We start from the raw sequence: 25,852 nt of genomic DNA on the forward strand, positions 1-25,852 counted from the left end.
GGAAAAAAGTCTTTGAGATGAATTCAGTGGGCGTTAACTTGGCTCTGCAGCACCGCGTGCTCAGGGCTAGGCTGCCAGCCACCGCCCATGGCTTGGGCCAGGCCCACCTGGCCAAGCAAGGCCTGCACTTCCAGATCCACCTGCTGGCGACGCTGCGCCAACACGGAGGTTTCGGCTGAAAGCACGTGGAGGTAGGTGCCCAGCCCCGCTTTGTAGCGTTGTTGGGCAATGTCGTAGGCGCCTTCGGCAGCGCGCAAGGCACGAACTTGCTCGCTTTGTTGCAAGGCAACGGCTCTCACACCTTGCGATTGATCAGAAACGTCGCGCATGGCGTCGATCACAGTGGCGTTGTAGCTCTCGATGGCACTGTCTACATCTGCGCTTTTGCCGCGCAAATTGGCACGCAACCGACCCGCTTCAAAGATTGGCAGCTTGATGGCAGGCCCCACACCCCACTGCATGCTGCCTGACTTCAACAGGTTGTCAAAGCCGATGCTCTGAACGCCCACGAAGGCCGCTAAATTAATGTTGGGGTAGAACTGCGCACGCGCCACCTGCACCTCGCCGCGCGCGGCTTCCACGCGCCAGCGGGCAGCAACGATGTCTGCCCTGCGCCCGAGCCAATCTGCAGAAAGCTCCCCCGGAATCGCCATAGGTTTGAACTGAGTCAGCTTTGGGGGCGCTATGCCGTCTGGAAGCCGCGGCTGCCCCATCAAGGCGGCCAGCGCGTTGCGGCTGGCATCGATCTGCTGGTTCAGCACAGCAATGCTGGTGCGAGTGTCTGCACGGCCCGTCTCGCTTTGCCGCACTTCGAGTTGGTTGTCCAGACCCGCCTTGACGCGGTCTTGCACCAGGCCCAGCATCTGCTGGCGCTGCGTCAGCGTACGCTCAGCCACTTCTCGCTGACCGAGCAGCCGTGCCCATTGCAAATAGGCGCGCACCACGTTGGAAGTCAGCAGTACGCGAGCAGCGTCGCGCTCAGCTTCTGCCGCCCGCACCTGCCCCAGCGCAGCCAATAACTCTCCACTGTGCTTCCCAAAGAAATCAAGCTCCCAGCCCATGCCTGCCTGAAGGTTGCCTATGTTCTGGACCGAGCCGCCCAATGGTGCGGGGTAGATGTAATTGGAAGAAAATTTCTGCCGATTCAAACTCAGCTCGCCATTGACCTGCGGCCAATCGGCTGAGCGCGCGAAAGCAACGCCTGCCTGGGCTTTATTAACCCGGGCTGCAGCCACCCGAAGGTTGGGGTTGCCGGCCAATGCCTCAGCCACGAGGCGGTCGAGTTGGGGATCTCCGAAGTTAGTCCACCAATCTGCGGCTGGGCTCAAGGCTTGTGGATCTGCAACTGCCGGTAAACCCAATTCACTGGCTCCACGCAGCTCGGCGCCAGGGCCTATGTTTTTCATATCCGCGCAGCCGGCCAACAGCAATGCGGCCACGGTTAATACGGTGAGTGTTGTTTTCATTCGGCGCGCTCCTTCGCGGTCTTGCCGCTCAATCCCTCAGCATTTCCAATCAAGCGCCCAAGCAAGTGCTGAAATGTTTTCCACTCGTCTTCGCTGAAACCTTGCAGCGCAGCGTTGTACACACGGCTGAGAACCACCGGCACTTGCTCGGCGGCCGTCACGCCTTCAGGCGTGAGTTCGATATGCACCACGCGGCGGTCGCTCTCAGAGCGCACCCTGCGACACAAGCCTTTGGCCTCCAGCCGATCCAGCAAGCGTGTCATGGCGCCCGCATCCTGTGTGCACTTGCGTGCCAGGTCAGCCACGGTATTGGCATGGCCCAGGTGCACCTTGTGCAGCGGCACCCACTGCGGAAGACTGGTTCCGCCCAGATCGGTTTGCTCGTTGACCGCTTGATTGATGCCAATCATGGCGCGGCGGAGCATGTAAAGCAGACTTTCCTGAGGCTCGTAGGTCTCTGGCGAGAAGAAACCTGGTTTCTCGTCCGTCCTCGTTCCGCTTTCAGGTAACTCACGCTCCTCCGCAGGTGAGTCAACGGCGGAAAGCCCATCGGACTTAGCGTCCGTGGGCGGGGGTATGGGAGTAGTCATTTGGAGGCCCGAGCGGCATTGAGATATTTGCCGCTAATTTATTTGCCTATGCAAACATTGTCAAAGCAGTGTTTGTAATGGCACTGTTTAAACAAGGGGTTTTCCCGGAAATTTGGGGACCGAGGGATTTTGTTGGAGGCGCTTTTTGGCACTTCTTGCGCCAAATTTCACCTGGAGCCCCCAAGCTCCTCCTCGACATGGTGACCATGAAAGAGAAGAAGATGCCGCGCGGGAGCTCGGCGATCCCAGCGACGGGGCCTGGAGTGCCCAAGTTACTCTCTCCGGGCAACGGCCAGTCTTGCTAACCGAGCCGTTCAATGCAATGCCAGAACCTCACCCCACGTTCACCCAAACAACCTCAGCAGGAATTTTTCCAACGTTTCGGAATGCGTGTGGGATAGAGCTGGAGAAGCGGAAGCTATCTCCCACCTCAAGTTGATATTCAGTGTCTGCAATACGAAGCACGATGGCCCCCACCAAAACATAGCCGGCTTCTTCGCCTTCGTGGGTATAGAGCGCATCACCGGAAGATCCACCCGGTTCGATCTGCATCACATACATCTTCAGACCGCCCTCGTTTCGAGGGGTCAGAACACGCTTGCGCGTTTGCTCCCCACGAAAAGGAATGAAGCTGCGATCCGCATCCCGGCGTACGGGGGGTTGAGGATCCGGCGAAGGGGCATCTGCCAGAAATGACACCATGTCCACGCCCAGAACTTCTGAAAACAGACTCAACTCTTTCAGCGTAGGTGATGAGATGCCCCGCTCTACCTGGCTGACGTAGCCCACAGATTTCCCGCTGGCCTTGGCGAGATCCATCAACGAAATTTTTCGTTGTTGACGAAGCGCCCTCAAGCGGGGGCCCAAAGTGATTTCCAAATTTTGGTTGATAGCCATATCTCCATTATCGCTTTCACCTACATGAAAAATATACGTCGTTTTCATGAAATTCTGCTAGACTGAATTTCACCTGCACCCACAAAGAAATGCCATGCCATTCAGCATCCAGAAGGGCTTACTGCGCGCCTTGCTCACAGTCACATTCCTGAGCATCGCGGCCATGCCGTCGCACGCGCAAGACTCCTATCCCAACAAGGCGGTACGTATCGTCGTAGGCTTTGAGCCTGGGGGCCTGACTGACATTTACGCCCGCTTGTTCGCCGCCCATCTGCAGACCAAACTGGGCCAGCCCGTCATCGTGGATAACAAGCCGGGTGCTGCCACCATCATTGGCACGCAGTTCGTGGCCAAGGCTCCGGCTGATGGCTATACGCTTTGCTTCTGTGTCAGCAACGTTTATACGAACAAGTTCTTCCGGGCACAGTTGCCTTACAAGATGGAGGACCTCACTGCAGTCGGGTTGGCGTTCCGCTCGACTTCAGTATTGATCGTGCCAGTATCTTCCCCGCTGCAAACGGCGGAGCAACTGGTTGAGTTTGCCAAGAAGAACCCTGGCAAGCTCAACTACTCCACCACGGGTGCTGGCGGCGCCACGCACATTACGGGCGAGTTGTTTTCATCGCTGGCGGGTATCCGCGCTACGCCCGTGCACTACAAAGGCGCAGCCCCAGCGTCCATGGCGGTCGCCACGCAAGAGGTTGATTTCGCCTTCTCAGCCATCGCCACCGCCAAGCCTCTGTTGCAACAGAAAAAGGTTCGCCCCTTGGGCGTCTCAAACGACGTACGAACGCCCGCATTGCCGGATGTGCCCACGCTCGCTGAAGCAGGTTTCAGCGGCATTGTGACCGGCGTGTGGTACGGATTGCTGGCGCCCACGGGAACACCCGCTTCAGTCATCAGCCTCATGAACAAAGAGCTGAATGCATTCTTTACCAGCCAGCCCATCAGAGATCGCCTTCTGGCTGGCGGCGAGACCCCGGTGGGCACGCTAACTCCGCAGCAAATGACAGATTACGTGGCGAAAGATACGGAGATGCTTCGCAAAGTCATCGAACCCTTGAACATCAAGTTGGATTGAGCACCATGAGCGTTGAATTCGAACCAGGCATCCAGGCCTATCTGGACAAGATCCGCGAAACGGTAGCCATTCACCCCACTCCCCGCAATATCGAAGAGCGGCGGCGCAACACAGACCGCACGCACTCGGTATGGCGTCGCCCTGCACCAGACACCATAGATATCGTGAACTGGTGGGTGAATTTGCCCGGGCGTGAAGTGCCCATCCGCATCTACCGCCGCAAGGACGTGAAGGGCCCAGCCCCCGTAGTGATCTATCTGCACGGGGGTGGCTTTGTCGCCAGCAGCTATGACACCCATGACACCATTACCTGGGGACTTGCGGAGGCCACCGGGGCTATTGTGGTGAGCGTTCATTACCGCCGCGCTCCTGAGAACCCCTACCCCGCAGCGCCAGACGATTGCTTTGGGGTGCTTCAGTGGGTTCATCGCAATGGCGATTGGCTTGACGCAGACGTTTCCCGGATGGCAGTGGTGGGCGACAGCGCGGGCGGCTGCCTTGCAGCTGCGCTGACCATGCAAACCCGCGATCGCGGAGGGCCTCCACTGCTCCTGCAAGCACTGCTTTATCCGGGCATAGACCCCATTAAGAACCGCCCCTCACATAAACGCGAAGCAGACCCCATGTTGCGCGCAGACATGATGGATTATTTCTGGGATGCCTACCTCCCCGGGCAGCGCCATACCCTGGACCCCATTGCGGCGCCCATACGCGCCACCCGCTTCGACGGCCTGCCTCCGGCCTTCATCGCGGTTGGTGAATATGACCCCTTGCACGACGAATCAGTTGAATACACACGCCTGCTCCGGGAAGCTGGCATTCCAACCGAGTTTCACCTGGTTCCCAAATCCATCCATGGATTCCTTCGGGCCCGTTTCGTGAGCCCAGGAGCAAGCGCTACGTTTGACGCATTGGCCACCGCCATTCGCTCCGCCTTGGGCTCCAGTGCGCCCCCAACTTCCACCACACCATGACCATCCAGCAAGTTTCCAACACCATCACAAGAGGGCTTAAAAGGATGGGGGCCGTCGGCCTGCCTCTCAGCGAGCCTGCATGCCAACTGCAAGGCGAGAAGTTTGAAATCCCAGGAAAAGAAGCTACCGACACAGGAATCTGGGAATGCTCGCCCGGCCGCTATCGTCGGCAAGTGGTGGCCGGGGAGTTCATGCACATCCTGTCAGGGCGCTGCACCTTCGCCCCGGATGACGGTCCTCAAATCACCATCGCAGCAGGTGACACCTTGTTCTTCTCCCCAAACACAACGGGTATCTGGGACATTCAGGAAACGGTCCGCAAAGTCTACGTTCTGTTGTGATTCGAAACTCGGTGGCGGGGAATTGAGCAAACTCGGTATTCACCCGGGACCACCGAGCTCTCGCTCTGCATAGCCGTGTTGGAAGAGCTCAAGCTACCGAGCAGGACCTCGGCGGCTCCAGCGTTAGCCGCTCACACGCGTTTGCAGGCAACCATAAGCGCCGAGGCATTTAAGCCGGTTCGCCCACCGAATCCAGCATCTCTACCAATGCTTTCGCCGTGAACTCTGGGTTGTCCCCCCAGATCGAGTGCCCCGCATTGGGCACGTCCACAATGCGGACGCCGCGAAACTCTTTCTTCAAGCGCTCCACGGTAGACGCGATCAACACATCGCTATCTGCGCCGCGCAAGATCGTAGTGGGCGTACGCACAGCCCGAACGGAATCCCACATATCGCGCGCAGCGCAGCGCAGGGTTTCAATGGCTGCGTCCTTCTCGTAGCGCCACTCCCAGGTGCCATTGGCATGCTGCTTCAGATCACCTTCCAAAGTACGACGATGGATCTCATCCGTAAACCGAAGGCGCTGAGGCAGAGTTTTGGAAAACGCAACGGCTTCCTCGAAGTTGGCAAAGGTACGCGGGCGCGTGACATGCGCATGCACCATGTGCTCCGATGCGGCTGTGGGCATCTCGAAACTGAGGTCGAGCAAGCCCATTGAATCCACACGCTCCGGGTGCTTGGCCGCATACAACAAGGCCACTCGCGATCCCAGTGAAGAGCCAACGATAGAGAAGTGATCCAGCTTCATGCTGTCGGCAAACGCCTCCAGATCAGCGCAGTAATAGTCGACCGTGTACTCGCCCGGTTTAGCCCGATCAGAGTCTCCGTGGGAACGCTGGTCCAGGCCAATCAAGCGGTACTCCTGCGGCAAAGCTTGCGCAAGCCAGTACCAAACCCTTCCCTGAAGCGATGTTCCATGCAAGGCAACCACAGTCTTGGGGCCATTGCCCCATTGTTCGTAATGCAGCTTCAATGCGCCAGCTTGTGCGTATCCGTCACTGTGTTGATTAATGATTGAATTTGTCATTTGGTGTCCCCATTAAAAAGTTAAACCTGTCGCAACAAGGCGGAACAGATGCCCTATCCGGGGCTCCGATTCACGCCGGCTTGAATGCCTACTTGATGCCCTGGATAGTGGGGAACGGCCTGCCCTCCCCCGATTCCAGATCAAAAATTCTTCTGTCGTTCAAATGGGCAAAGCCCTTCCCGTACAGATGAAGATGCAAGGCCTCATCAGGGCCCAGCACCTCTATGGAATGAACGTCGTCCGGGCCCATGGCGATCACCCTGCCCTGATCAACATTGATGTCGATCAAGTGCCGCACTCGAGGATGAGGCTCCGCTGGCTCACGTACATACAGCGTGTTCCGCTCGCTTCCCCTTACGCCTGCGATCGCAGCCCAGGTCGTATGGTTATGAGGAGGCTGCTGGTGACCAGGTTTCATAGCCACCGCATACATCGCATACGAGCCATCCGGGTCTTCGTGCAACTGGTAGGCTTGCCAAAGCTTGTCTTCAGGCACGGGAAAATCACCACCCACCCAAAGATCCGAATCGGCCGCTAGCCGCCCCATCAAATCGCAGATGCCTTGCGAGGTGGCGATACCGACGTCCTGGCAATCTGACACCAACGCCCTCACCTGCTCAATCGTTCGTTCTACAGCGGCCGCTCTGCGAACGGCTGGCGAGCCGGTAAGGCCGCTTGTTTCTGGCGAGCTTGCCATCACTCCACCTTCACGTTCGCGCTTTTCACGATCCGCTTCCAGGCGTCTATATCTGCGCTCACCAGTTTTTGCGTTTCTTGCGGCCCCAGATAAGCGGGAATGAAGCCCAACTGGTTCAAGTGCTTGCGGAAGTCCGGTGATGCGGCCAAGGTTTCAATAGTTTTGCTGAGGCTCCTCACCACCTCGGGATTCACTTCAGCCGGCGCGAACAGCCCCAGCCACGTGCCTTGGTGAAATGGCACCCCAGATTCAGACAAGGTGGGTACTTGCGGGAACGTGGGGTGGCGCATGGGCGCAGCCGTGGCAAGCACTCTCGCTTTACCGGCCTGCACGTGAGGCGCCATGGAAAAGGCATCCACCACACAAAAATCGAGCTGCCCACCAATGAGATCCGTGACGGCTGGTGCCGACCCCCGGTAAGGGATATGCCGCATGGGCACCCCCAGCTCGGCCTTCAGGATTTCGCCTGTCAAATGGCCGAAGGTACCTTGGCCTCCGGTTCCAAAGGTCAGCTCCTGCTTTTCCTTGGCCAGAGGGATGAGATCCTTGATCGTGCGGCAGGGGCTATTGGCTGCCACAGCCACGACCAAACCACCTTGCGCGAACACGGCAATGGGAGCCAGATCCTTCAGAGGGTTGTATTGCAAGTTCGGATTCACGGCGGTCTGCACAGAGATGGTTGCCGCAATCCCCAGTACCAGGGTCTGGCCATCCGGCTGGCTTTTCACAACGGATTGAACCCCAATCGCACCGCCAGCTCCCGCGCGGTTTTCCACAATGAAGCGATCGTTCTGTACCTTGTTCAGGGCATCCGCGAGCATGCGCGCACTCGAATCCACCGAACCGCCGGGTGCTGTAGGCACCACAATCTTCACTACTTTTCCTGTGCCCGGTTGTGCTCGAACCATGGGCGCGAAGGTAAGGGCTGCTGCAATTGCAGAAGCCTGTTTGACCCATGTGCGCCGATGAACCAACAGGTTTTTTCCGCTCTTCATGTTTTCTCTCTTCCAGTAGGTAGGGGCAAACGAGCTCGCACTGACCGGCTCATGCCGGCCAAAGCGCAGAAATGTCCACTTCAAGCCGATAGGCTGGATTGAACAACTTGGAGACAACAAGCCCGGTGGATGCAGGCCTGGCGTTGCCGAGATACTTGGCGCGAACCTTTGCGTGGGCGGGAGCTTCGGCGGGATCAACCAGGTAGGTGACCACGCGGAATATGTTGATGTAATCGAGCCCAGCCTCCCTGAGCACAATCCCTATCCGCTGCCAGACCAGCTCAGCCTGAGCCTCCATGCCTTCCGGTATGGAGCCATCTTCCCTGAGCGGCGTTTGCCCGGAGAGTTGTAGCAGTTGCCTCCCCGCGGGCACGATCACGGCCTGGGAATAGGGCCCGAGCGGAGCGCCCAGCTCCTTGGGGTTGATGCATTCAAATGGGTATGCGCTCATGGCTTTAGAAAGACTACTCTGCAACACGAATGCCACAGCTTATGCCTGTCACGCTGAATCACCATAATGCTATTTTTTGCGATCCATATGCCAAAAATGGATCACTAGGGAAAACACTCTCCTATCGTCAAGCCGTCCCTCATCGCCTTCAACGCAAAGCTTCCTCTCCCTCGATTTCTGGGAAAGTCTGAGGCGGGCGCATCGCCCGACTGGTGCCCTCCGCACCCGACGCCGTGACCCGTGAGCCGTGAGCCGTGAGTTGGTTTTACTCCTTCCCCCGCTGGGGGAAGGCTGGGATGGGGGCAAGCGGCGCATCCATAGATGCTTGCCGTTGAATGAGAAAACGTTTCAAAGTTGACACACCAACTTGGCATCCTCCCACCATGTAATAACATTGTGGCAACTAAATGAGGTTGTGATGCAAATAGCTATTCGAAGCATTGGAAACAGCAAAGGCATCGTAATTCCCAAAGCGATGCTAGCCCAGGCTGGGCTGGGTGATGTGGCATTTGCCGCTGTCGCCGTTGAAAACGGATCCATCGTGCTCAGAAAGCCCGAGAACCCCGTGCGCGAGAGTTGGGCGGCAGCGGCAGCCGCTATCGCGGCCAACGGCGACGAAGAGTTACTGATGGGTGAGTTCGGAAACGCCGACGATCAAGGAAACACTTGGTGAAGCGTGGCGAAATTTGGTTGGTCAACCTTGATCCGACAGTTGCAAGCGAAATCCAAAAGACCCGCCCCTGCGTAGTGGTGTCACCCGCTGAGCTGAATGACAACCTGCGTACCGTCATCGTGGCCCCAATGACCTCCCAAGGTTTTTCTGCTCCCTTCCGTGTACCAGTAACGCATGGTGGCACGAAGGGTTTGATCGTTCTTGATCAGCTGCGCACGGTCGACAAAGCCCGGTTGGCTAAGAAAACAGGAGCGGTTAACGCCAAAACTTTGAGCGGCATCTTAAAAACCCTGCAAGAAGTGTTTGCTGAATAAAGAGGGGGAGCTACTCACCCCTACGGTGCCGCCTGCCCCACAAGCCGCTTTAGTGTTTCCAAAAAGGCCATCATTGCAGGCGGATGGCTCGTGTCCTTGCGCACTGCCACCACGTGCGGACCCAAGGGGCTGCCCAGCGAAAGGGGAAGAATGCGCAGCACACGCCGCTGCTCATACGTTTGAGCCACCGTGCGTTGCATGAAATTCAAATACCCGTATTGCTCAATCAGCATCAGGTTGGTGGCCAGTGAAGTCGTCGATTCCACCACGTTAGAAGGTAGCCGCCCTGCGTGAGTCAGAAACACTGCACGAACATGTTCATACAGAGCGCTACCCGAATGGGGCAATACCCACGGCACATCCATGATGTCATCCCAGACGATGCTCTTCGCCTTCGCCAGCTTATTCGTACGACCACAAACCAGAACAAAGTCATCGTCGAACAACACCGTCTGCACCAGTTGTTCGGCCACGCTCTCATTGGTCACCACGCGGCACAAGATGACATCAAGGCTCCCCTCCCTCAATCTGGTAATCAAGGGAGGCTGCGGTAGTTGCTCCAGCGAAATGCGTAAATTGGGGTGCTGCCGCTTGACCTCGCCAATGGCCATGGGCAACAACTTCACCGCAGACGATAGCAACACCCCCACTCTCACAAGCCCATGCGAGCCTGATCGTAGCGCCTGAATTTCCTCATGCGCGCGCTGAACGTCAAATAGAAGCTGGCGTGCATGCCGAATCAATGCCTCTCCGAACAAGGTCGGTGCCATGCCACGATGTGAGCGCTCAAAGAGAAGAACTCCGAAGGCAGACTCCAACTCCGCTATAGCTCGCGTGGCCGCCGGCTGCGTGAGATTGGCTACCTGAGCGGCCTTTCGCAAAGACAGCGATTCCCCCAATGCGTCCAGCAGCACCATGTGCCTGAACTTGAGCCTGAAAGGAAGCGCCGCCACGTCGGGAGAAAGATTGGTGTCCATAAGCCAACACAATCTAATTCAAATATTGATTGCCCGCACTAGCACCCTTGTGAAGGAGCGTGCATCTACAGACAAAAACCTGGGTTGAAATCTTCAAACGCCGCTGCAATTGGACGCGCCCGATAGCAATCCGGAAGCACTCGGGAGTCTCGCTCGGGTCGCTAAATTCCAGCTTGGCGCTGCGGCGCTTGCAGTGGTCTGGAATACTTCGATAGGCGGAATTAGTGGAAATTCAATACCAAATATACAAAGATCGTTGAGATAAAAACGAAACGCAGCACGGGTGCTGCTCAACTCAGAACACGTACGACAGAGATAGGTAGGGAGACAGGCGGGCGCTTCGAAATCCTGAAGGCTTGGAAAGCGGCATGGCCAGGGCAGCATCAAATTGAAGCTGGCGCCATTGCGAGCGTACGCCTAGCGCGGCTCCAGCCAGGCGCTTACCGATGAGTTGGCCGCTGGAAGGCCCCCAGACCCGGCCGATATCGACTGCCAAATATCCCAAGGCAGGCAAGCTGCCGATTTGCATCGGCATCATCAATTCGTTACGCCAAACAACACCGTTTTCAGCGAGCAGAGAGCTGGCGCCATCAAAGCCGCGCACAGAGCCTCGGCTGCCTATGCTGAATTGGTCGATCGTGAGCGTGGTGTCTTTGGTGTGCTGGAGCCGCACGCTGCTGCGCAGACCTATAGCGCGCACTATTTGCCCGGGTTGGGTTCGTGCGCGCCGATTGAATAGGTCCGGAACATCAAGGGCAATACTGGCATTCCAGATCTGTGGACGCAAGGTCAGGCCCTGAGAAACCACGGAGTCGAAATCAGGTTCAGCGCCAAACCACCCCAAGCCTTTGCGCAAGGAAAGCTCTACATCCAGGCTAGCGCGCCTGAAGAGGTGTTTGTAGTGGACGCCCAGATTGGCAAAGCTGTTTCGGCGTTTCTGCACGACCAGCTCAACGTCGCCCAAGAAGCTGTTTGAGCGCCGAATCGACGCACCGGCGAACACGCCCATCTTGCTGGATTGGTTGCGCCAGATCGTGTGGTCCCAGCGCAGATCCAGACCTTGGCTGCGGCCGCTTGAAACCACGGCTGCCGTGGTGAGCTGAATCTGCTGCGCGAATCGGGTGGTATTCGCACTGAGTGTGAAGAGGTTGTATCCCCAGGGAATGCTGTAATTCAACGCCAGCGATTGGCTGCGGTGATCAGCGGCCAAATCCTTCAGATTGGTGTTGATGCTGGCGCTGATGAGATCATTCAAGCCTGTTGGGTCATCGAAGGCCAGGTGGGTGCTTAACTGGGGCCGACCCAAGGCAGGAGAACCAGAGTTATCCAGGGTGACGCCGCCTCGCAATCGGGAACCGGTAGGTTTGCTTTGAATTCGGACAATGCTGGTGTCCGGCTCAGTGCCTGGCTCCAGCTGGGTCTGCACCGTGCGGCTGGGCAGCCTGTTCATCTGCTCTACGCCTTGGTCGAGGTCTCGAACGTTGAGCAGATCACCAGCAGCCACGGGGAACGCGCCCGCCCACAGCAGGCCGGGCGTGCTTTCGACGACACCAATACGCCCCGCATGCAAGTTGATTTGCAAGCTACCGTCTGCCATGTTTTGCGGCGGCAAGGTCACTTTGCTGGTGACAAAACCGGCCTCCAGCAGAGCGGCATCCAAGGCCGAGGTGAGCTGGCCTAAACCTTTTACGCCCAGGCAATGATTCATCCATGGCTTGACGCGGCTGTACAACCAGTCGAACTCCTTGGCCATGGAGCCCTGCAACTGGATGCGCTGAACATCAAAACACGGTGTCTCCTGAGGAATCTCGTTAGGAACCGCTTCCGCCTCCGCAGGGCGCAGTGCATCGCGCACCGGCTCGCTGGCTTGTTCCTGCAGGCGCTGAGTCTCCCGCCGCAAGCCTTCTTCAATGAGCCGAGCGGGTGGCAGAGGCGGCAACTCTTGGGCCAACGCTGGCGTGATGACGCAAGCTATCGCCAAAAACCGGATGAACGCGGCTAGCGGTTGATTTGACCGTGCCTTGGGATTTATCCACTGACTGGCGGTATCGGGACAGCTTCTGGAATTCAAAATGAAAGGAGAGAGGGGTACTTTTGATCTACTTAAGAAGAAGCCGCTCTTTCATTTCATTTTTTAAAAACTTTTAAAGTAATTTTATTGAAATCAGCCCTAGATGATTGAGTAACAATGAATATAAAAGAGTTCCAAATATTTTTCACCTGCTGAGAGCCATCGATGATCGGCACTCAGGGACACAGGAACGCAACTCCAGGCGTGCTTTGGGGCAGAGTGGCAGAGGAACCTGTGTCTGCACCAATAACCAAGACCTTTTGCACGCCTCGTTCTAGGGCGGTTTCAAAGTGAGTAAGCGGGGCGAGATGGAAGAGGTCCAAACCCACATAGCAGGCTTGATGCCGAAACGCGCCGCGCAAGGCTTCGACAAGCTCAGCCCGAACGGTTTTTAATAATTGACCGAAACCATAGGACCCCAGCGCGAACGGGTGTCCCGAACGACAACCGGGAGCTCGGCGGCCCCAGGTTCGCGCAGCATAGGCTCCATGAAGCCAACCGGGCGCTGGCCATCGTGATCACCCATCCGTGAGCTAGCCAATAAGGGCCAGCCAATATTGCGAGAGACGCTCTAACGGAACCCTACGTTGATCTTCTCCAGGGCGGCGGCACCTGGGCACAAATCGGCGGTCCCCAAAGTGTTGAGGGGCTTGGTGGAGGTGTTCAGGGACACATGCAGATCGTCTGTCTCGCCTTCTATGAACAGCAGGCCCGTCAGTAGTTCGCCCTCTGCGGCCCGGGCGTTCATGTAGCTCATGGCGCTCAATCGATCGGTGGGATCGTAGTCGGCATGCAGTTTGCGCAAGCGCAGTACTGTGCCGTCGTGCTGCTCCACATCTCTGACTTCACCCGGGGCTATGGTGGCGGTGATTTCTTCACGTCCGGTGATGAAGTCTATGCGGCTAACGGCCTCGTTGTGCTCGCGTACCCAATCGTAGCTGCGGGTGGACCCGGCATGATTATTGAAGGTGACGCAGGGGCTGATGATGTCTATGAAAGCAGCGCCGCCATGGCCGATCGCAGCTTTGATGAGGGGCACCATCTGTGCTTTGTCGCCAGAAAAACTGCGGGCCACGAAGCTGGCGCCCAGTTGCATGGCCAGGCCCACCAGATCGACCGGGCTGTCGTTATTGACCACGCCTTTCTTGCTCTTGCTTCCCTTGTCTGCAGTGGCGGAGAACTGGCCTTTGGTCAAGCCGTAGACGCCGTTGTTCTCCACGATGTAGACCATGTTCACGTTGCGCCGCATGGCGTGCGCAAACTGGCCCAGACCGATGGAGGCGGAATCACCATCGCCAGAGACTCCAAGGTACAGCAGGTCGCGGTTGGCCAGGTTGGCACCTGTGAGCACGCTGGGCATACGGCCATGCACGGTGTTGAAACCGTGGCTCGCGCCCAGAAAATAATCCGGCGTTTTTGAAGAGCAGCCAATGCCGGAAAGCTTGGCGACGCGGTGCGGTTCTATGTCCAGCTCCCAGCAGGCCTGAATGATGGCCGCTGAAATAGAGTCGTGTCCGCAACCGGCGCACAGAGTAGACACCTTACCCTCGTAGTCGCGCCGGGTGTAGCCCACCTTGTTGCGCGTGAGCGAGGGATGGTGCAGACGTGGCTTGGCAATGTAGGTCATAGCTGAACCTTGAAACGGTAGTTGAACGCGCTCGTAAGTGCCGTGATCGGCGCGCTAGGCAAGGCGTGAGGACGCGGCAGGCTGATGCCTGTTAGAACGAGCAACGCAGCATCGCGCGGCGAACGCGGCGCTTCCGAGTGCGTAGCGCTGTCACTCAAGTAGTGAACGTCAGCAATGTAGAGAGAGCCCGTTCTCATCCGATCTTGATAACGACATCGAGCGGTCAACTGCCGTTTCAAGGTTTTACCTCCTGAGGCGCCACAACGGCTTCGTGCACGTGATCGGTGATGCGTGTGGTAATGAAGCGGGCGGTGATTGGCGTGCCGTCGTAATGCAGCACCTTCTGGAGCTTGGCTGGGTTGATCTCCAACTCATTGACGAGCATGGAGCGCATCTGCGCATCGCGGTTCTGCTCCACCACGAACACCAGCTCATGCGCGTCTATGAACTCTTTCACTGAAGCCGGGAATGGGAATGCGCGCAGGCGCAGCGCATCTACATGAATTCCTTGAACAGCCAGAACGTCCAGCGCCTCATGCATAGCGGGGCTGGTGGAGCCAAAGAAAATCACCCCAAACCGCGTGCGCTTGGCCGCTGGGCGCGGAACCGGCTGCGGAACGAGTGTGGCGGCAGTGGCAAACTTGTGTAGCAGGCGCTGCACGTTGTAGATGTAATCCTGCCCTCGTTCTGAATACCTTGCATAGGCATCCCGCGTGGTGCCCCGGGTGAAATAGCTGCCACGTGTAGGGTGCGTTCCAGGCAGCGTTCTCCAGGGAATGCCATCGCCATCGACATCTTTGTACCGGCCAAAATCCTTTTGCTCCAGATCTTCAGCGGTCATCACTTTGCCGCGATCGTAGCTTTGGCTGTCATCCCACGTCAGTGGCTCACACAGCCGCTGGTTCATGCCGACGTCCAAATCGGTCATCACAAACACCGGTGTTTGGAGCCGATCAGCCAAATTGAGCGCCATCGCCGTGTGCTCAAAGCATTCACGCGGATCTTCGGGTAGCAACAGCACGTGCTTGGTGTCACCATGCGAGGCGTAGGCGCATGCGGCGATATCGGCCTGCTGAGTGCGCGTAGGCATGCCGGTGGAGGGGCCGCCGCGCTGCACGTTGACGATGGTGATGGGTATCTCGGCAAAATAGGCTAGGCCAATGAACTCGGTCATCAGCGAAATGCCAGGGCCAGAGGTGGCCGTGAAGGCGCGGGAGCCATTCCAGCCGGCGCCCACCACCATACCTATGGAGGCCAGCTCGTCTTCACCCTGCACGATGGCGTAGTTGTGTTGGCCCTGTGCATCTACACGGAACTTGGCGCAGTACGCCATGAAGGCCTCGGCCACCGAAGTAGACGGTGTAATGGGGTACCAGGCGCACACCGTGGCTCCGCCATACACCGCCCCCAGACCCGCAGCGGTATTGCCGTCAACAAAGATCTTCTCACCCACGCGGTGGGCTTTCGCCACTCTGATGGGCAACGGGTGTTTAAGATGCTCCTTGGCGAAATCACGCCCAAGATTGAGCGCCTGCACATTGGAGGCAAGAAGCTTTTCCTTGCCCTTGTATTGCTCCGCCAGTAAATCTTCAATGACCTGCGCATCCATTTCCAGCAGCACGGAAAGCGCGCCCACGTACATGATGTTCTTGAAGAGTTGACGCTGGCGCGGATCGCTATAGACCGCGTTGCAGATCTCGGTGAGCGGCATGCCGATGACGGTGATGTCATCGCGAAACTCCGCAGGGGGCCGCGGGCGGGTGCTGTCGTAGAAGAGATAGCCACCAGGCTCGATTTCTTCCAGATCTGCCGCCCAGGTCTGCGGATTCATGGCCACCATCAGATCAATTCCACCGCGCCGGCCAAGATAACCTTTCTCGCTCACCCGCACCTCATACCAGGTGGGCAAGCCCTGGATGTTGCTCGGGAAAATATTTCTTGGGCTCACGGGAACGCCCATGCGCAAGATCACCTTGGCGAACAGCTCATTCGCGCTGGCCGAACCCGAACCATTGACGTTGGCGAACTTGATCACAAAGTCGTTCGTGGCTTCTACCTGCTTCATACCGGCATCCTTTCTGCCGAAGCGGAGATAGGGTTGAGCTGGCTTCCAGCCTTCGCCGTGGTCAGCAGGAATTTCTGCATATCCCAGGCGCCCGTGGGGCAACGTTCAGCGCAAAGACCGCAATGCAGGCACACATCTTCGTCCTTGACCATCACCCTCTGGGTCTTCAGTTCAGTGGAAACGAAGAGATCCTGATCGAGGTTATTTGCCTGGGCGTTCAGTTGTTGGCGCAATTGCGGTTCATCGGCATTACCGGTAAAGGTAATGCAATCCATGGGGCAGATGTCTACGCAGGCATCGCATTCAATGCATAGCTTTGGTGCGAAAACGGTCTGCACATCGCAGTTGAGGCAGCGGCTGGCTTCCTTGAGCGCAGTGCGTGCGTCGAATCCCAGCTCCACTTCGATCTTGATGCTGGAAAGCGCCTTTGCTGCATTGGCCCATGGCACTTTGTAGCGCAGGTCATTCGAGGGATCTTGGTCGTAGCTCCACTCGTGAATACCCATCTTTTGAGAGATGAGGTTGGTGCGGGGCCCAGGGCGCGCGTTCACGTCTTCGCCATTCAGCATCAGATCGATCGAGACCGCCGTTTCATGCCCCTGCGCCACGGCAGTGATGATGTTCTTGGGGCCAAAGGCCGCATCGCCTACGAAGAATACCTTGGACTGCGAAGACTGAAAGGTGCCTTCGCCAAGCACGGGCAAGCCCCATTTGTCGAACTCGATGCCGCAATCAGACTCGATCCAGGGAAATGCATTTTCCTGGCCTACGGCGATGAGCACTTCATCGCAGGCAAAGAAAACCTCAGGCTCGCCAGTAGACACCAGTTGGCGGCGGCCCTTGTCGTCGTGTTCGGCGCGCACGACATCGAATGTCATCCCCGTCAGCTTGCCGTCTTCGTGCACAAAGGCTTTGGGCACATGCATGTTGATGATAGGGATGTCTTCATGCTGGGCATCTTCCTTCTCCCAGGGAGAGGCCTTCATCTCCTCAAAGCCGGAGCGCACGATGACTTTCACATCCTCGCCGCCCAGACGCCGGGCAGACCGGCAGCAATCCATGGCGGTATTGCCACCTCCCAGGACGATCACGCGCTTGCCGACCTTGCTCACGTGACCGAAGGAGACTGACGCCAGCCAATCAATGCCAATGTGAATATTCTCCGCAGCTTCCTGCCGGCCAGGAAGTTCAAGATCACGTCCACGCGGTGCACCGCTGCCCACGACGATGGCGTCGTAGCCTTCAGCCATCAGCGCCTTCATGGATTCGATGCGATAGCCTGCCTTGAACTCAACTCCGAGCGCGAAGATGTAGCCGGTTTCTTCATCGATCACGCTCTCAGGCAAGCGAAAACGAGGGATCTGCTGGTGCATGAAACCGCCAGCCTTGTTGCGGCTATCAAACACCGTGACCTCGTAGCCCAGCGGAGCCAGATCCCGCGCCACGGTGAGCGATGCAGGGCCAGCGCCCACGCAGGCTATTCGCCTACCGTTCGATGCAAGGGGCCGCGGCATGCGAGGCACCACATCTTCCTTGAGATCGGCTGCCACGCGCTTCAAGCGACAAATGGCCACGGGCTCAGGCTTCTCCGCGTTCTGCTCTTCGACCCGGCCGCGCCGGCAAGCCGGCTCGCAGGGGCGGTCGCAAGTGCGGCCCAGGATGCCTGGAAATACGTTCGACACCCAATTGACCATGTAGGCATCGCCGTAGCGGCCCTGGGCAATCAGGCGGATGTATTCAGGAACGGGAGTGTGCGCAGGGCACGCCCATTGACAATCAACGACCTTGTGAAAATAGGCCGGATCAGCAGTATTCGTTGGCTGCAAGTCTTGTCTCCTAGCCCCGTGGGAATTGCCGCGTTAGCGCGGTCTATATTGGCGGAGCAAGACATAGTCTACGCCTAAGAATTCGCAATCCAGGCTAGACAGGAGACGATTGAGGGAAATCCCTCAGAGCAGACCTCGCAGAGTGTCCTCTCAGTGTTGCCCGATCACAGCGAACGCGTCAATAACTTCACGCGGCGCCTGCACGAGTTCGATCAGAACGCCCTCGCCCGCTATGGGAAATTCTTCGTTGGCCTTTGGATGCAGGAAAGTGATGTCGTAGCCTGCCGCACCCTGGCGTATGCCACCGGGTGCGAATCGCACACCCTGGGCCGTGAGCCATTCCACGGCCTTGGGCAGGTCATCTATCCACAAACCGATGTGGTTGAGCGGAGTGGTGTGTACGGCGGGTTTCTTTTCCGGGTCTAGTGGCTGCATCAGATCAACTTCCACCTTGAAGGGGCCGGAGCCCATGGCGCAAATGTCCTCGTCCACGTTCTCGCGCTCGCTCCTGAAAGTACCGGTCTTCTCAAGGCCCAGCATGTCTACCCACAAGCGCTGAAGCTTGATTTTGTCTGGGCCACCGATGGCAACTTGCTGGATACCTAAAACCTTGAAAGGACGAGTCATTAAATCTCCTTGAATTCGACTGTTGAATATTCACACTTTGCTAACTTTAACGCCGACGGGAACCGGGCTGTTCACATTGGGACAGGGCCGAGCCAATGGCTCCCCCCTATCCCGATGAAATGCCCGTTAAGCCAGCTCTTGCAGCAACTCCCTCAAACGGTTTTCCACCCACCCTGCAGCCCTCCCCAACGAGCGCCCTTGTGACCAGAGCATGCGCACCGAAAGCAGCGGTAACGCCAGTGACGGACAGACGACTTGCTTCAATGGTGTGGCATAGCCATCTGCCGCAACGTTGACGGGCAAGATGGCCCAGCCGAGGTCGTCCGCAACCATCTCGGCGATCGTGTAGAAACTGTCAGAGCGCCACACCTTGGTGGCCAGCACAATCTCTTGAATGTCTTCCGCGCGCAGAACCAGTTGGCGATAGCGTGCAAGGTCAGTGCGCCGAACCACGGCTTTTTCCAACAGCGGATGCCCGAGAGGTACGAAAACTCCTTGAGCCAAGACCCCCACATGGCGTTGGTCAAAGCTGTCTCCGAGCGGCCCACGGTCCAGGTGGAAGGCGAGATTAGCGCGTTCCTGACGCACGTAATCTGCCACTTCCGTGGCGGTGCCATTGAGCAGGGTTAGCTCAAGGTCCGGGAAGTTTTTCGAAATATCGCGAATCAATGATTTGATGGCGCTGTATGGCAATGCCTCATCCAGGGCCACACTCAACTTCGCTTCGCCCCCCATGGCTAAGGACTGAGCGCGTTGATCCAGCGCGTGGGCCTGCCGAAGAAGCTCTCTGGCTTCAAGAAGCATGAGCTGCCCCGCATCTGACAAGGTCGCCTTGTGCTTCGAACGATCAAACAGCTCCAAACCCAGATCCGCCTCCAGCAGCGCAACGGCCGTGCTCACGGCTGATTGCGCTTTTCCAATGCGCCGGGCGGCAGCACTGATTGACCCCTCTTCAGCGGCCGCCACAAATTGGCGAAGTTGATCAAGATTCCATTGCATGAGCTAATCTATCAATAAATTAGATAGATATCAACTTTATAAATCAATACTTCAGCTTGAAAATCCACCAACACCTGTTTCAAGAAGAATTAATGCAACGTTCCTGGATATTTCTCTCAGCCGCTATCACCTCTGAGGTGGCCGGGCTCACCGTGATGAAGATCGCGTCTGAATCCGACTCGCTCTTCGCGCTGCTTTTCATGTACACGCTGATCGGCTTGTCTTTCTGCTTCTTTTCGGTGGCCGTCAGGCGCTTGCCACTGGCTTTGGCTTACGCTACTTGGGAAACGCTTGGCCTTCTCAGCATCACTGCTATAGGGTTTCAGTTTTTCGGAGAGCACCTGACCCCGCAAAGATTGCTCGGCGTATCAGCCCTGATAGCCGGCGTTCTAATGCTTAACTTCAGCCCTGCTCCTTCCGACACAGAAGGTACGGATAGTGGCGCACCAAAGCTCGAAGGATAAGTATGCAAAACGCTGAATTGAGTCACTACGTATTCATGGCTATCGCCATAGGCCTTGAGGTCGCCGCGAACCTTTTCATCAAATACTCAGATGGATTCCGCAAACGCAGCATCGGCGTGATGGGCATCGTCTCCATCCTGGCCTCGTTCACAGCGCTATCGCAAGCCGTGAAGGGGATCGACCTTTCCATTGCTTATGCACTTTGGGGAGGTACAGGGATCATCTTCACTGCATCAGCGGCACGCGTTCTCTTCAAGCAACGCTTGAGCCGAATGGGCTGGTCTGGGATCCTAGTGATCGTGCTGGGAATGATCACACTCAAGCTTTCATAAGCTGCATTGCGCGGAAACACCCTCGCTGCCGTGCGTCCGCGTATTCGAACGTGCTCGGAGGTCTTCGCGATCCAATTGATTCGCCGTTGAGTTGAGGGCGATTTGATACGAAAAAACCAAGCCATTCGGCCCTTTGGCTACGGTAAACGACTATTCTTTTAGTTTTGCAAAAAATAAGAGATCGCGTCCATGAAAGCCAAACTCCACCACACCGTGCTTGCCATCAGCATGGCGCTGGCCTTTGCAACCGCCCAGGCAGACACGCTGAAAAAGCCAGCACTCGACGCGATTGCTTCCCAGGCGATCAATGCGTCCGTGACCTTCCCGCAGTTCTTGCAGAACGTCGCCAAACAGGAATCTAGCGTGGAAGGCGCCGTCAAGCGATATGCGGCGGGAGAGGCACTGAAGGGCGATGACCTGACGAATGTGGCGCGTTTACTGGGCCTGTACACCCGGCTGACGCAAGAGACCCAGGTACTGCGCAGCATCACCGAGATGGTTGCTTTACCCACGGTGCGCGACGCCAAAATTCCACCCTACGAGCACAAAGCCATCATCGACTTTGGCGTGATGGTGGAAAAAATGGCCAAAGACTTCGGCCTGCAGTACCGCAACGTGGACAACCGAATTTTCGAAGTCACGCTACCAGGTACGGGTGCCGATGAATTCGGCATCCTGACGCACGCTGATGTGGTGCCGGTAGTACCCTCCGAATGGGTGTTGGAAGGCCAGCAGCTTGACCCCTTCAAAGTCACCCGCGTGGGAGACAAGCTCTATGGCCGCGGCACCATCGATGACAAGGGTTCAATTGCCACCGTGCTGTATGCAATGAAGGCCGTAAAGGAAGCCAAGCTGCCTGTGCAGCGGAGCATCCGTCTGATGATAGAAACGACGGAGGAAACCGGTGGCGATGCGATGAAGTACTACCGTGGCAAGACCCAACTGCCTGAATACAACATCGTGCTGGACAGCAAATACCCTGCCGTAGTGGCCGAAAAGGGTGCTGGCGCCATCAAGGCATTTTTTACCGACGTGAAGACGGATGCGCAGCGGCCCGCGATCACCGCGATGGCTGGCGCCGCATCGTCCAACGCGATTGCACAGACCGCCACCGCTTCCATCGAGGCGGGCGACGCAGCCATGCTGGCAGCCCTGGCACAGAAGCTTCAGGCAGCCAAAGACGACTTTGTGGCAAAGAACCTGGGTTCTGGCAAGTTCAGCATCGATATTCTGCCGGGCGCAGGCAGGATTGAAATCAAGGTGACAGGTAGCTCCGCCCATGGATCGCGACCGGAAGAAGGCGTAAACCCTGTGCCGCGGCTTAGCCTGTTTCTGCAGCAGGCCCTGCAACTGGATGGGAGCCAGCCCTTGGTGCAGACCAATCAGTACAGCCAGGCCCTTCGCTACATCAATGGCGTTTACGGGCTGGATTATTTTGGCAAGGGTCTGAACGTTGCCTATGCCGATAATTTCATGGGGCCATTGACGATTTCGCCCAACTTCATTAAAGCCGGGAATGGCCAGCTGGAAGTGACAGCCAACGCCCGCATGCCACGTGGAAAATCGCCAGAGCAACTAAAAGCAGAAATAGAAAAGGGGATCGCCAGCTGGAGTGCCGCTGCCCAGATTCCTGTGAAAATTGACTACACCCAAGGCAACTGGATGGCACGCGATCCCAAGGGGGCGTGGCTCACTACCTTGTTGAATATTTTTGGCGACACCACTGGCCTCGATGCGCAACCGGTGCCCACTGCAGGCAGCACTACCGCGAAGTTGATGCCCAATGCCATCAACTTCGGCCCTGCGATGCCGGGCAAGAAGTACACCGCGCACAACGCGCTGGAATACAAGGAGTTGCCCGATCTACAAGCCGATATGCAGATGTTTACCGAGATGCTGGTGCGTATTGGCAATCTGCAGAAAATGCAATAGTTAAGGGCGCGCTGCGGGCGCTTAACTTGCCAAAAGCTGGGCTGAGGTGATGCGCCCTACTCCCGCTTCGGTCATGGCGTGCCAGGCTTTTTGAAGCGAACCGTTCAGATCAATGGCCCGGCATGCGTCTTCAATCACAGCAGCTTCAAAGCCTGCGGAGCGGGCATCCAATGCGCTCCAGGCCACGCAATAGTCAGTGGCTAATCCACACAGATACACGGAGGTGATGCCCCGCGCCTTTAGGTAGGCAGCCAGGCCGGTGGAAGTTTTTCGATCAGCCTCCATGAAGGCCGAATAGCTATCTACATCCCTGTGGAACCCCTTACGAATGATCAGCTGCGCTTGCGGTACTAGCAGATCATCATGCAGGTCAGCATCGCGGGTTCCCTGCACGCAGTGCGTGGGCCATAGGATCTGCTCGCCGTAGTGCAAGGAGATTGTCTCGAAAGGCTGGCGCCCCGGGTGGTTCGAAGAAAATGAAACATGATTGGCCGGGTGCCAATCTTGTGTGAATACTGCGTTTTTGAAAAGCGACGCCACACGATTGATAACCGGAACGACCGCATCACCATCGGCAACGGCCAAGCCTCCGCCTGGCATGAAACCGTACTGAACGTCGACGATAAGTAGTGCAGTGTTGGAATTCATGCCTTGACTGGAAAGATGTGCGACGGAACCTCAAAACACCGTTCCCGCTGAGCCAGTCGAAGCTTTGCGCGAGGCTTGGACAGGCTCAAAAATCCGTTCGCGCTGAGCTTGTCGAAGTGTCGCGCAAAGCTTCGACAAGCTCAGCCCGAACGGCTTTAATGCTTGATCGAAACCATAGAACTTCAGCCCGAACGGTGTTTATCGATTAAGCGCATTTTGGAATCTGAAGTTGACCCTCATCTCTCGATGATGTATTGAATCACCATCTTACTGAAGTCGCCCCCTGGAACTTCATTCCGCCATCCACAGAGCCAATAGGGTCTGAGCTGCGACCAGTTCGGCCTTGGTTTCAAAATCAATTCCAAGAAGTTTTTGTCGGCTTGTTTCGCCGTGCAGCAACTGGACTCTACGCTTTGGAACTGAGAATGCATTCGCAGCCCATTCAATAAGCGCTGCATTGGCCTTGCCGTCCACCGGAGGAGCAGCCAGCCGTACACGCAGCGCCTCAGCGTGGGCACCCCCAGCTTGTGTGCGCTTGGCGCCCGGCACTGCATGAATAGAAAGTTTCAGCTCGTAGGACATGCAACCAAGTAAGCGCATGGATAAGCGCCGCTAGGCGTTTTCACGCCTAACGCCCAACTCCAGCCGCCCACGCGGCTCTGAGACTATTCGAACTCCACAATGGCCTGATCAACGGCAAGACTGTCGCCTTGTTGTGCTTTGATCTCTTTGACAACGCCATCCGCAGTGGCAAACAAAACGTTCTCCATTTTCATGGCTTCGATCACGGCCACGCGCTCCCCCGCCTTGACCTCTTGACCGGTCTGCACGGCCACCTGGACCAGCAGACCAGGCATGGGTGAGAGCACATACTTGCTCATGTCAGGTGGTGCTTTGTATGGCATGAGCTTGTGAAGCGCGGCCGTATCTGGATGCATGACGATCGCATCCACCTGGGTACCGTTGTGAACCACACGAGTCACCAGCGGATTGCGGTTCTTTCCGCGCTCCATCTGGGCGGTGAACGGTTCACCATTCACGCTTCCGACCACTCGGGCATCGCCTATATCTTTTTCAACGGCAAGCTTGTAAACCCGCTCGCCTTCCGCGGTTTGCACTGTCACGACCATGGGTTGCTCTGGAACAGCGTCTCCTACGCTGGCGTTCACATACTCGTTAGCGCCTTCCTTACCCAAAATGCAAACGGTGAAGTCGCGCTTATGCACGCGTTTGAAACCTTCCCAAAATTGGCCCCCAAGCCCCTGAGCCCGGTCGCGATAGCGCATGTGCAGGCTGGCAACAAGGGCCACCAGGAAATGAGGATCCTGATGCGGCACGTCTTCGGCGCGGAAACCTTTCGAGTAGTGCTCAGCAATGAACCCGGTATTGAAATCGCCACTGACGAACTTGGGATGTGCCAATAGAGCAGCTTGAAATGGGATGTTGCTCTGCACGCCTTTGATGACGAAGCCATTCAGTGCCTCACGCATACGGGCAATCGCGTCCATCCGATCCTTGCCATGCACAATGAGTTTGGCAATCATGGAGTCGTAGTGCATGGGGATCTCACCACCATCCACCACACCGGTATCCACGCGCACGCCCTCTTGCGTTGTAGCTTGGCCCTGGAATAGCTGCTGCGCCGGTGGATCAAATCGCACCAAGCGGCCAGTTGAGGGCAGGAAGTTGCGGAACGGATCTTCCGCGTTAATACGGCACTCCATGGCCCAGCCGATTTTCTTCACATCAGCTTGCGTGAAGCTGAGCTTCTCGCCGGCAGCGACTCTGATCATCTGCTCCACCAGATCCAGGCCAGTAATGAGCTCAGTGACCGGGTGCTCTACCTGCAGACGCGTGTTCATCTCCAGGAAGTAAAAATCCTGGTCCTTGCCGACCACAAACTCCACCGTGCCCGCGCTCTGGTAGTTCACCGCTTTGGCCAAGGCCACTGCCTGTTCACCCATGGCTTTGCGAGTGGCGTCGCTGATGAAGGGAGACGGCGCTTCTTCAATCACCTTTTGATGGCGGCGCTGAATGGAGCACTCACGCTCGTTCAGGTACAGCACATTGCCAAAGCCATCCCCCAACACCTGGATTTCAATGTGGCGCGGTTGTTCGACGAATTTTTCAATGAAAACGCGATCATCACCAAACGAGTTACGCGCTTCGTTGCGGCATGAATCGAAGCCCTCATGGGCTTCCTTGTCATTGAAAGCCACGCGCAAGCCCTTGCCGCCACCGCCAGCGCTAGCCTTGATCATCACGGGATAACCAATGCCTTTGGCTATCTCAACCGCACTCTCGGCAGTTTCGATGGGATCGTTGTAGCCAGGAATAGTATTGACCTTGGCTGCATTGGCCAGCTTCTTGGAAGCAATTTTGTCGCCCATGGCGGCAATGGCAGCATGCTTAGGCCCGATGAAAACCAAGCCCTGCTCTTCTACTTTGCGCGCAAACGCTTCGTTCTCACTCAAAAATCCGTAGCCCGGATGAATGGCTTCGGCGCCGGTTTGCTTGGCTGCTTCGATGATCTTGTCACCCAACAGATAAGACTCCCGCGAAGGTGGCGGCCCCAGGCGCACGGCTTCATCCGCCAGTTGCACGAAGCGCGCCTGCGCATCCGCGTCAGAGTACACCGCCACAGTGGCGATTCCCATTCTCTTGGCGGTGGCAATAACACGGCAGGCGATCTCGCCGCGATTGGCAATGAGGATTTTTTTGAACATAAGGACTTTCAATCAAGCTAAGCAGGTTGACTATGGATGCCGGGACTCAATT

The 25,852-nt window shown here is 57.0% G+C and carries 25 protein-coding genes; 8 read left to right on the plus strand and 17 right to left on the minus strand.

Going from position 1 to position 25,852, the window contains the following annotated elements:
• Window positions 1-23: 23 nt before the first annotated feature.
• The 3 genes from G518_RS0109200 to G518_RS0109215 form a co-directional block, all read right to left on the minus strand.
• Window positions 24-1,466, minus strand: coding sequence for an efflux transporter outer membrane subunit (locus G518_RS0109200; protein WP_028602287.1), 1,443 nt, complete (start codon window positions 1,464-1,466; stop codon window positions 24-26).
• Window positions 1,463-2,056 carry a MarR family winged helix-turn-helix transcriptional regulator gene (locus tag G518_RS34490; protein ID WP_051236282.1) on the minus strand — a complete coding sequence of 198 codons (594 nt, stop codon included), beginning with the start codon at window positions 2,054-2,056 and terminating at the stop codon, window positions 1,463-1,465. The genes G518_RS0109200 and G518_RS34490 overlap by 4 nt, the downstream gene beginning before the upstream one ends.
• 333 nt (window positions 2,057-2,389) lie before the next feature.
• Window positions 2,390-3,001, minus strand: a complete 612-nt coding sequence (locus tag G518_RS0109215) for a cupin domain-containing protein (protein WP_051236284.1) — start codon at window positions 2,999-3,001, stop codon at window positions 2,390-2,392.
• 46 nt (window positions 3,002-3,047) lie between these two features.
• Here G518_RS0109215 and G518_RS0109220 point away from each other — a divergent pair, with 46 nt between their 5' ends.
• From G518_RS0109220 to G518_RS0109230, 3 genes are read left to right on the plus strand one after another with little or no spacing between them, the layout of a single operon-like run.
• Window positions 3,048-4,034, plus strand: a complete 987-nt coding sequence (locus G518_RS0109220; protein WP_051236286.1) for a Bug family tripartite tricarboxylate transporter substrate binding protein — start codon at window positions 3,048-3,050, stop codon at window positions 4,032-4,034.
• Window positions 4,035-4,039: 5 nt separating this feature from the next.
• Window positions 4,040-5,008: an alpha/beta hydrolase gene (locus tag G518_RS0109225; RefSeq protein ID WP_036594163.1), complete on the plus strand. Its 969-nt coding sequence runs from the start codon at window positions 4,040-4,042 to the stop codon at window positions 5,006-5,008.
• Window positions 5,005-5,349 (plus strand): cupin domain-containing protein, encoded by a 345-nt coding sequence (locus G518_RS0109230; RefSeq protein WP_028602292.1) that lies wholly within the window; start codon window positions 5,005-5,007, stop codon window positions 5,347-5,349. The genes G518_RS0109225 and G518_RS0109230 overlap by 4 nt, the downstream gene beginning before the upstream one ends.
• A 169-nt stretch (window positions 5,350-5,518) precedes the next feature.
• On the opposite strand, the gene G518_RS0109235 is transcribed toward G518_RS0109230, so the two are convergent.
• The 4 genes from G518_RS0109235 to G518_RS0109250 all read right to left on the minus strand — a co-directional run bounded on the left by G518_RS0109235 (window position 5,519) and on the right by G518_RS0109250 (window position 8,519).
• A complete protein-coding gene (locus tag G518_RS0109235) occupies window positions 5,519-6,376 on the minus strand; it encodes an alpha/beta fold hydrolase (RefSeq protein ID WP_028602293.1) in 858 nt (285 codons plus the stop codon).
• Between the two features lie 88 nt (window positions 6,377-6,464).
• Window positions 6,465-7,073: a cysteine dioxygenase family protein gene (locus G518_RS34495; RefSeq protein ID WP_051236289.1), complete on the minus strand. Its 609-nt coding sequence runs from the start codon at window positions 7,071-7,073 to the stop codon at window positions 6,465-6,467.
• Window positions 7,073-8,068 carry a Bug family tripartite tricarboxylate transporter substrate binding protein gene (locus G518_RS0109245; RefSeq protein ID WP_028602294.1) on the minus strand — a complete coding sequence of 332 codons (996 nt, stop codon included), beginning with the start codon at window positions 8,066-8,068 and terminating at the stop codon, window positions 7,073-7,075. Before G518_RS0109245 ends, G518_RS34495 begins: the two co-directional genes overlap by 1 nt.
• Window positions 8,069-8,117: 49 nt before the next feature.
• Window positions 8,118-8,519, minus strand: a complete 402-nt coding sequence (locus G518_RS0109250; protein WP_051236290.1) for a RidA family protein — start codon at window positions 8,517-8,519, stop codon at window positions 8,118-8,120.
• Between the two features lie 418 nt (window positions 8,520-8,937).
• On the opposite strand from G518_RS0109250, the gene G518_RS0109255 reads away from it, so the two are divergent.
• Window positions 8,938-9,192: an AbrB/MazE/SpoVT family DNA-binding domain-containing protein gene (locus G518_RS0109255; RefSeq protein WP_028602296.1), complete on the plus strand. Its 255-nt coding sequence runs from the start codon at window positions 8,938-8,940 to the stop codon at window positions 9,190-9,192.
• Window positions 9,186-9,506 (plus strand): type II toxin-antitoxin system PemK/MazF family toxin, encoded by a 321-nt coding sequence (locus G518_RS0109260; protein WP_028602297.1) that lies wholly within the window; start codon window positions 9,186-9,188, stop codon window positions 9,504-9,506. The genes G518_RS0109255 and G518_RS0109260 overlap by 7 nt, the downstream gene beginning before the upstream one ends.
• Before the next feature lie 20 nt (window positions 9,507-9,526).
• Here the strand turns inward: G518_RS0109260 and G518_RS38370 are convergent, their stop codons facing one another.
• The 7 genes from G518_RS38370 to G518_RS0109310 all read right to left on the minus strand — a co-directional run bounded on the left by G518_RS38370 (window position 9,527) and on the right by G518_RS0109310 (window position 19,698).
• Complete coding sequence (locus G518_RS38370) at window positions 9,527-10,483, minus strand: LysR family transcriptional regulator (protein WP_051236292.1); 957 nt, start codon at window positions 10,481-10,483, stop codon at window positions 9,527-9,529.
• A 295-nt stretch (window positions 10,484-10,778) separates the two neighbouring features.
• Complete coding sequence (locus tag G518_RS0109270) at window positions 10,779-12,554, minus strand: ShlB/FhaC/HecB family hemolysin secretion/activation protein (RefSeq protein ID WP_211231691.1); 1,776 nt, start codon at window positions 12,552-12,554, stop codon at window positions 10,779-10,781.
• Between the two features lie 571 nt (window positions 12,555-13,125).
• Complete coding sequence (locus tag G518_RS0109285) at window positions 13,126-14,181, minus strand: 2-oxoacid:ferredoxin oxidoreductase subunit beta (protein ID WP_028602299.1); 1,056 nt, start codon at window positions 14,179-14,181, stop codon at window positions 13,126-13,128.
• Window positions 14,182-14,416: 235 nt separating this feature from the next.
• Window positions 14,417-16,246 carry a 2-oxoacid:acceptor oxidoreductase subunit alpha gene (locus G518_RS0109295; protein WP_028602301.1) on the minus strand — a complete coding sequence of 610 codons (1,830 nt, stop codon included), beginning with the start codon at window positions 16,244-16,246 and terminating at the stop codon, window positions 14,417-14,419.
• Complete coding sequence (locus tag G518_RS0109300; protein ID WP_028602302.1) at window positions 16,243-18,072, minus strand: FAD-dependent oxidoreductase; 1,830 nt, start codon at window positions 18,070-18,072, stop codon at window positions 16,243-16,245. Before G518_RS0109300 ends, G518_RS0109295 begins: the two co-directional genes overlap by 4 nt.
• Window positions 18,073-18,222: 150 nt before the next feature.
• The gene (locus G518_RS0109305; protein ID WP_028602303.1) at window positions 18,223-18,699 is read right to left on the minus strand and encodes a VOC family protein; all 477 of its coding nucleotides are present in this window, start codon (window positions 18,697-18,699) and stop codon (window positions 18,223-18,225) included.
• 126 nt (window positions 18,700-18,825) lie between these two features.
• Window positions 18,826-19,698 carry a LysR family transcriptional regulator gene (locus tag G518_RS0109310; RefSeq protein WP_028602304.1) on the minus strand — a complete coding sequence of 291 codons (873 nt, stop codon included), beginning with the start codon at window positions 19,696-19,698 and terminating at the stop codon, window positions 18,826-18,828.
• Window positions 19,699-19,790: 92 nt separating this feature from the next.
• Between G518_RS0109310 and G518_RS34505 the strand changes: the two genes are divergently transcribed.
• From G518_RS34505 to G518_RS0109325, 3 genes are all read left to right on the plus strand, one after another.
• Window positions 19,791-20,162, plus strand: a complete 372-nt coding sequence (locus tag G518_RS34505) for a DMT family transporter (protein ID WP_084651618.1) — start codon at window positions 19,791-19,793, stop codon at window positions 20,160-20,162.
• 2 nt (window positions 20,163-20,164) lie between these two features.
• Window positions 20,165-20,494: a multidrug/spermidine efflux SMR transporter subunit MdtI gene (gene mdtI / locus G518_RS0109320; RefSeq protein ID WP_028602305.1), complete on the plus strand. Its 330-nt coding sequence runs from the start codon at window positions 20,165-20,167 to the stop codon at window positions 20,492-20,494.
• 189 nt (window positions 20,495-20,683) lie between these two features.
• Window positions 20,684-22,426, plus strand: a complete 1,743-nt coding sequence (locus G518_RS0109325) for a dipeptidase (protein WP_028602306.1) — start codon at window positions 20,684-20,686, stop codon at window positions 22,424-22,426.
• Window positions 22,427-22,447: 21 nt separating this feature from the next.
• Here the strand turns inward: G518_RS0109325 and pncA are convergent, their stop codons facing one another.
• From pncA to G518_RS0109340, 3 genes are all read right to left on the minus strand, one after another.
• Window positions 22,448-23,074 (minus strand): bifunctional nicotinamidase/pyrazinamidase, encoded by a 627-nt coding sequence (gene pncA, locus G518_RS0109330; protein WP_028602307.1) that lies wholly within the window; start codon window positions 23,072-23,074, stop codon window positions 22,448-22,450.
• A 291-nt stretch (window positions 23,075-23,365) separates the two neighbouring features.
• Complete coding sequence (locus tag G518_RS0109335) at window positions 23,366-23,656, minus strand: DUF167 domain-containing protein (protein WP_084651620.1); 291 nt, start codon at window positions 23,654-23,656, stop codon at window positions 23,366-23,368.
• An 83-nt stretch (window positions 23,657-23,739) separates the two neighbouring features.
• Window positions 23,740-25,800 (minus strand): acetyl-CoA carboxylase biotin carboxylase subunit, encoded by a 2,061-nt coding sequence (locus tag G518_RS0109340; protein WP_028602309.1) that lies wholly within the window; start codon window positions 25,798-25,800, stop codon window positions 23,740-23,742.
• Window positions 25,801-25,852: the final 52 nt, after the last annotated feature.

Source organism: Ottowia thiooxydans DSM 14619, from assembly GCF_000422885.1.
Taxonomy (GTDB): domain Bacteria; phylum Pseudomonadota; class Gammaproteobacteria; order Burkholderiales; family Burkholderiaceae_C; genus Ottowia; species Ottowia thiooxydans.